The sequence below is a fragment of the Lawsonibacter sp. genome, assembly GCF_022777125.1.
GTDB lineage: Bacteria > Bacillota > Clostridia > Oscillospirales > Oscillospiraceae > Lawsonibacter_A > Lawsonibacter_A hominis.
The window spans coordinates 1-5122 of sequence record NZ_JALFGV010000153.1 but is presented as its reverse complement, the minus strand read 5'-3'; the positions used below and the strand labels follow the sequence as shown (position 1 = coordinate 5122).

Here is a 5122-nt window from a genome sequence, read left to right as displayed (position 1 = left end):
AGGAGTCGGCGCCCTCCGGCTTTTGGTATGCCGGCCGCCTCGCACCAGGCGGACCGGCTTGTTTTTTTGCGTGCCGGTCATAAAGTGGGACGAGCGTTCATAGGATGTGCCAGTACGAAAGAAGGACGTGAATGGTGATGTATGAGAAGGAAATCCTGCGGTTTCATCAGGCAGCGGCGCTGCTGCCGCCGGAACAGCGCCGTGCGCTGGAGCGGCTGGACGACGCCGTGAAGGCGCGGACGGAGGAAATCCGCCTGCGGGCGGGGCAGCCGGTCAGCCTGGTGCTGCCGGAGGGAGAGATCACCCTGCCCGGCTGGGAACGGCCCGTTCGGACGGCCGAACTGGCCCTGCTGCTGGAGATCGCCACCCAGGCCTCGGCCCACACGGCGCTCTCCCAGGTGCGAAGCGGCTTTTTTACCGTCCGGGGCGGGCACCGCCTGGGCATCTGCGGAAGCGGTGTGGTAAAGGACGGCGCGGTGTGGAACCTGCGGCAGGTCTCCTCGCTGGCTCTGCGGATCGCCCGGGAAGCGGTCGGGATCGCCGCTCCGATCCTGGACAGGCTTTGGGCGGGGGAGGAGCTGCTCAGCACACTGATCCTCTCGCCGCCCGGCTGGGGCAAGACCACGCTGCTGCGGGACCTGATCCGGGCGCTCTCCGATGGAGACGGGGTCCCCGCCCGGCGGGTGGGCGTGGCCGACGAACGGGGCGAGCTGGCCGGCGTATGCGAGGGCGTCCCACAATTCCGGGTGGGGCGGCGCACCGACGTCATGGACGGCTGTCCGAAAAGCGCGGGCCTTCTGATGCTCCTGCGGGGCATGAACCCCCAGGCGCTGGCGGCGGACGAGATCACCGCGCCGGAGGATATCGCGGCGCTGGAGATGGCGGCCAACTGCGGCGTGTCCCTTCTGTGTACCGCCCATGGGGCTTCGCTGGAGGATCTGCGCCGGCGTGTGCTGTACCGGCGTCTGCTGGAGGCTCAGATCTTCCGCCGGCTGGTGGTCATCCGGCGGCAGGGGAGCCGGCGGTGCTATTCGGTAGAGGAGCTGGAACGATGCTGAAGCTGCTGGGGGTGCTGCTGCTGGCTGGGGGGACCGCCGCTGCAGGCTTTTGCGCTGCGGGACAGCTGACAAAGCGGGCCCGTGCGCTTCAGGCGCTCCTGGGTGCGCTGGAGCTGATGGAGCGGGAGCTTTCCTTCCGTCTGACTCCAATGCCGGAACTGCTGGAACGGCTTTCCCGGCAGGCCGATCCTCCGGCCGACGGGCTGTTTGCCGGTTGCCGGGAGGGACTCTCCAGTCTGGGGGAGCGGTCCCTGGCCGAGCTCTGGAAGGCGGGGGTGCGTCAGCCCGCCCTGCTGCTGGAAGCGGAAGAGCTCGCCCTGCTGGACGGCCTGGGCCAGGTGCTGGGAAGCTACGATGGAGAGGGCCAGCTGGCCGCTCTGGCTCAGACCTGCGCGGCGCTGGAGCGGGCGCTGGCGGAGGCCCGGTCGGAGCGCAAACGCATGGGAAGGGTCTATCAGACCCTTGGCCTGGCGGCCGGGGCGTTCCTGGCGATCTTACTGGTGTGATACCCGGCGCAGCCGCCGGAAAGGAAAGGGTAACGGAATATGGATGTGGATTTGATTTTCAGGATCGCGGCCATCGGAATCCTGGTCTCGGTGCTCAATCAGGTGCTCTCCCGCTCGGGGCGGGACGAGCAGGCGACCATGACCACCTTGGCGGGACTGGTGGTGGTGCTGATGATGGTAGTACGGGAGATCAGCGATTTGTTCGAGCTGGTAAAGAACCTGTTCGGGCTGTAGCGGGATGGACGAGATCGGACGGGCCGCCGCCGTTGCCGTGGCCGCGGCGATCTGCGCGGTGGTGGTAAAAAAGAGCGCCGGGGAAGTGGCCGTGGTTCTTTCCCTGGCAGCGGGAGCGGCCATTCTCATCCTGACGCTGGGGGCGGTGGAGGGCGTACGGACGCTCATGGACGACCTGGCCGATGCGGCGGGGTTAGCCCCGGCGGTGCTGGCTCCTCTCATCAAGACGGTCGGCATCGCCATCCTGACCCGGGTCTGCGCCCAGGTCTGCCGGGATGCGGGGGAGGGGGGGATCGCCGCATTCCTGGAGACGGCGGGAGCGGCCATGGCGCTGTTTGTAGCGCTGCCGCTGCTGCGGGCGGTGCTGGATACGGTGATCGCTCTGCTGTAGCCATCCGCACGCACGGGCGCTGCCGCCCGCTCCGCAGCCCGGCAAGCCGTATTTCCCGGATCATCCTGCCTGTGAATCACAGGCGCTAAAACAGGAGATACCAATGAAAAAACGGATTTTGACCACAGCGGCGGCGCTGCTTTTGCTGGCCTGCCTTTGCCCGGCCCGGGCCGGCGACGTGCTCGCCGCCCAATCGGAGGCATTGGACCTGGATGGCCTGGAGGACGCGGCGGGAGATTACCTTCCGGGCACGGACAGCCCGGTGGACGCCAGCCTGGACGAGGGCATCCAGTACATATTGGACACCGGCAGCGGTCAGATCTTCGGCGTGGTGCGCAAGGCGCTGCGCAGCGGCATCCTGCTGCTGACGATCGTGCTGCTCTGCGCGCTGGCGGAGGGGGTGTACAGCGGTATCGGGGGCGGCGCTACGGTAGACGTGGTGAGTCTGGTGGGCGCGCTGGCCATCACTGCAGTGGCGGTGGCGGACGCCCACTCCCTGATCGGCATGGGCCGGGAGGCCCTGGATCATATGGAGCTGTTCTCCAAAGCGCTGCTGCCCACCATCACGGCGGCGGCCGCCGCCAGCGGCTCTCCCGGCGGGGCGGTGGCCCGGCAAGTGGCGACCATGCTCTTCTCCGATGTGCTCATGACCCTCATCACGCGGCTGCTGATGCCGCTGGTGTACGCCTACATCGCCGCCAGCGTGGCCTATGCGGCGGTGGGGAACGAGGGCCTCAAGCGCATTGCAGGCGCCCTGAAGTGGGTGGTGACCAGCATCCTGACCGCCGTACTGCTGGTCTTCACCGGTTACCTGACGGTCAGCGGCGTCATCGCCGGAAGCGCCGATGCGGTGACCGTAAAGGCCGCTAAATTCGCCATGTCCGGCCTGGTGCCGGTGGTGGGCGGAATTCTTTCCGATGCGGCGGAGACGGTATTGGCCGGGGCCGGCATCCTGAAAAACGCGGTGGGCGTGTTCGGAATGCTGGTGGTCCTGTGTATGTGTATCGCCCCGTTTTTGCAGCTGGGCATCCACTACCTGGCCTACAAGCTGACCTCGGCGCTGAGCGCCACCGTCTCCGGAGGAAGGGTGGCCGGGCTCATCGACAGCATCGGCGGGGCCTTCGGACTGGTGCTGGGCATGACCGGCTCCTGCGCCCTGCTGCTGATTATTTCCATGGTGTCCGCCATTACGGCGGTTTCGGGGTGAGACTATGCTGGAACTGATACGGCAATGGCTGGTAGGCATTACCTGCGCGGCCATGGTGGTGGCCCTGGCCGAAGGGCTCACGCCGCCGGGGACCATCCGGAAGATCGGCAAGCTGACCGGCGGCCTGGTGCTGCTGGTGAGCATACTGCAGCCGGTGGTGGAGCTGGACCCCGCTGCGCTGACCCGGTCCCTGACGGAATATAAGCTGGAGCTGGGCGCCTACAGCGCTCAGCTGGAGGAGGAGAATGGGGAACTGATGAAAAGCATCATAGAGGAGCAATCCGCCGCATATATTCTGGACAAGGCGGCACAACAGGGCATCGCCTGCCAGGTGACGGTGCAGGCCGCCGGGGAAGGCGAGTGGCCCGTTCCGGAGACGGTGACCGTCCAGGGAACGCTCACCGGAGCGCAGCGGGAGGCGCTGGAGCGGCAAATCGAGGCGGACTTCGCCATCCCGGTCCAGCGGCAGTTTTACGAAAGCGGGGACGGGGCATGAAAACGGAAGCCTTGGGTGCATGGAGCAAACGGCTGCGCGGCGTGTTCGGCCGGTATAAGTTCGTGCTCCTGGTCATCCTGGCGGGGGCGGCGCTTCTTCTGCTGCCCTCGGTCGGGGAAAAGGAGACGGCGGCGGAGCAGACGGCGGAGCAGACCAGCCTGCTCCAGAGCGTGGACGCGCTGGAGCGCAGGCTGGAGGCGGCCCTTTCGCGCATGGACGGAGCGGGGGAGGTGACGGTGGTACTTACCGTGAAAAGCAGCGGCCGCCAGATCCTGGCGCAGGACGGCAAGACCACGGAGCGGGGCGAGACAACCGATACGCAGCTGACCACAGTGGTGGTGTCCCGGGGCTCCGGTTCGGAGGAGCCGGTGGCGCTCCAACAGCTTTCGCCCCAATATCAGGGCGCCCTTGTGGTATGCTCGGGCGGGGACGCGGATGCGGTACGGCTGAAAATCGTCGAGGCGGTCTCCGCCCTGACGGGGTTGGGCGCGGATAAAATATCAGTCTGTAAGGGAAAGTGAGGAAACGACGATGAAAGTTTGGAAACGCAATGCGGTGGTAGCCGCGATCGTGCTCTTCGTATGTGTGGCGGTGTACCTGAACTGGTCCTATCAGAAGGAGGGCGGCGACGCGGCGGAGACAGGCAAGACCTTGGGCGAGGCGGCCCTGGTAAGCGGTCAGACCGCCGACCCGCTTTTGGGCGGCACACAGACGGCCCAGCCGGGCGCCTCCGGGAGTCCTTCTCCCACCGGGGCGGCGCAGGCCAGCGGCAGCGATTATTTTGCCTCCGCCCGGCTCAACCGGCAGCAGGCCCGGGACAGTGCTCTGGCCATCCTTCAGGATGCTCTGGCCAATGAGGACCTGGATGAGACCATGCGCGCGGACAACAGTCAGGCCATCCAGACCCTGGCCAGCGCTACCGTGTCCGAAGCGCAGATCGAGAACCTGGTTACCGCCAAAGGATACAGCGACTGCGTGGCCTTTATCAGCGACGAGAGCGTCAGCGTGGTGGTCTCCGCCACGGAAAGCGGGCTGACCGACGCGGACGTAGCCAAGATCACCGAGATCGTCACCGACGAGACCGGCTGCGCCGCCAGCCAGGTCAAGATCATCGAGGCCTCCTGAGCCCGCCGTGCTCCGTTCAGCGGAAAATCTAGTTGTAATTTTTCGGTTTTGTGATACAATGATTACAACTGTGAAAGCAGAGTGAGCTGAGAAGGAGCGTGAAGC

General features: G+C 66.2%; 8 protein-coding genes. All 8 read left to right on the top strand.

Going from position 1 to position 5122, the window contains the following annotated elements; translation table 11 throughout:
- Positions 1 to 137 precede the first annotated feature (137 nt).
- The 8 genes from MR825_RS12560 to MR825_RS12525 all read left to right on the top strand — a co-directional run bounded on the left by MR825_RS12560 (position 138) and on the right by MR825_RS12525 (position 5017).
- Positions 138 to 1058, top strand: a complete 921-nt coding sequence (locus MR825_RS12560) for a stage III sporulation protein AB (protein WP_243204656.1) — start codon at positions 138 to 140, stop codon at positions 1056 to 1058.
- Complete coding sequence (locus tag MR825_RS12555; protein WP_186906571.1) at positions 1052 to 1564, top strand: stage III sporulation protein AB; 513 nt, start codon at positions 1052 to 1054, stop codon at positions 1562 to 1564. Before MR825_RS12560 ends, MR825_RS12555 begins: the two co-directional genes overlap by 7 nt.
- Before the next feature lie 39 nt (positions 1565 to 1603).
- On the top strand, positions 1604 to 1798 hold the full coding sequence (gene spoIIIAC, locus MR825_RS12550; RefSeq protein ID WP_186906570.1) for a stage III sporulation protein AC: 195 nt from the start codon (positions 1604 to 1606) through the stop codon (positions 1796 to 1798).
- 4 nt (positions 1799 to 1802) lie between these two features.
- Positions 1803 to 2189 carry a SpoIIIAC/SpoIIIAD family protein gene (locus tag MR825_RS12545; protein WP_186906569.1) on the top strand — a complete coding sequence of 129 codons (387 nt, stop codon included), beginning with the start codon at positions 1803 to 1805 and terminating at the stop codon, positions 2187 to 2189.
- 103 nt (positions 2190 to 2292) lie between these two features.
- Positions 2293 to 3396 carry a stage III sporulation protein AE gene (locus MR825_RS12540; protein WP_287881025.1) on the top strand — a complete coding sequence of 368 codons (1104 nt, stop codon included), beginning with the start codon at positions 2293 to 2295 and terminating at the stop codon, positions 3394 to 3396.
- A 4-nt stretch (positions 3397 to 3400) separates the two neighbouring features.
- Positions 3401 to 3892 carry a stage III sporulation protein AF gene (locus MR825_RS12535; RefSeq protein WP_186906567.1) on the top strand — a complete coding sequence of 164 codons (492 nt, stop codon included), beginning with the start codon at positions 3401 to 3403 and terminating at the stop codon, positions 3890 to 3892.
- Positions 3889 to 4413: a stage III sporulation protein AG gene (locus MR825_RS12530; protein ID WP_186906566.1), complete on the top strand. Its 525-nt coding sequence runs from the start codon at positions 3889 to 3891 to the stop codon at positions 4411 to 4413. Before MR825_RS12535 ends, MR825_RS12530 begins: the two co-directional genes overlap by 4 nt.
- 10 nt (positions 4414 to 4423) lie before the next feature.
- Entirely contained in the window at positions 4424 to 5017 is a 594-nt protein-coding gene (locus MR825_RS12525; protein ID WP_186906565.1) for a SpoIIIAH-like family protein, read from the top strand.
- The last annotated feature ends 105 nt before the right edge of the window (positions 5018 to 5122 follow it).

What these genes read in the sequence shown, in the direction of transcription:
- MR825_RS12530 (WP_186906566.1), top strand. Translation starts at nt 3,889, where the DNA reads ATGAAAACGGAAGCCTTGGGTGCATGGAGCAAACGGCTGCGCGGCGTG.
- spoIIIAC (WP_186906570.1), top strand. Translation starts at nt 1,604, where the DNA reads ATGGATGTGGATTTGATTTTCAGGATCGCGGCCATCGGAATCCTGGTC.
- MR825_RS12560 (WP_243204656.1), top strand. Translation starts at nt 138, where the DNA reads ATGTATGAGAAGGAAATCCTGCGGTTTCATCAGGCAGCGGCGCTGCTG.
- MR825_RS12545 (WP_186906569.1), top strand. Translation starts at nt 1,803, where the DNA reads ATGGACGAGATCGGACGGGCCGCCGCCGTTGCCGTGGCCGCGGCGATC.
- MR825_RS12540 (WP_287881025.1), top strand. Translation starts at nt 2,293, where the DNA reads ATGAAAAAACGGATTTTGACCACAGCGGCGGCGCTGCTTTTGCTGGCC.
- MR825_RS12555 (WP_186906571.1), top strand. Translation starts at nt 1,052, where the DNA reads ATGCTGAAGCTGCTGGGGGTGCTGCTGCTGGCTGGGGGGACCGCCGCT.
- MR825_RS12525 (WP_186906565.1), top strand. Translation starts at nt 4,424, where the DNA reads ATGAAAGTTTGGAAACGCAATGCGGTGGTAGCCGCGATCGTGCTCTTC.
- MR825_RS12535 (WP_186906567.1), top strand. Translation starts at nt 3,401, where the DNA reads ATGCTGGAACTGATACGGCAATGGCTGGTAGGCATTACCTGCGCGGCC.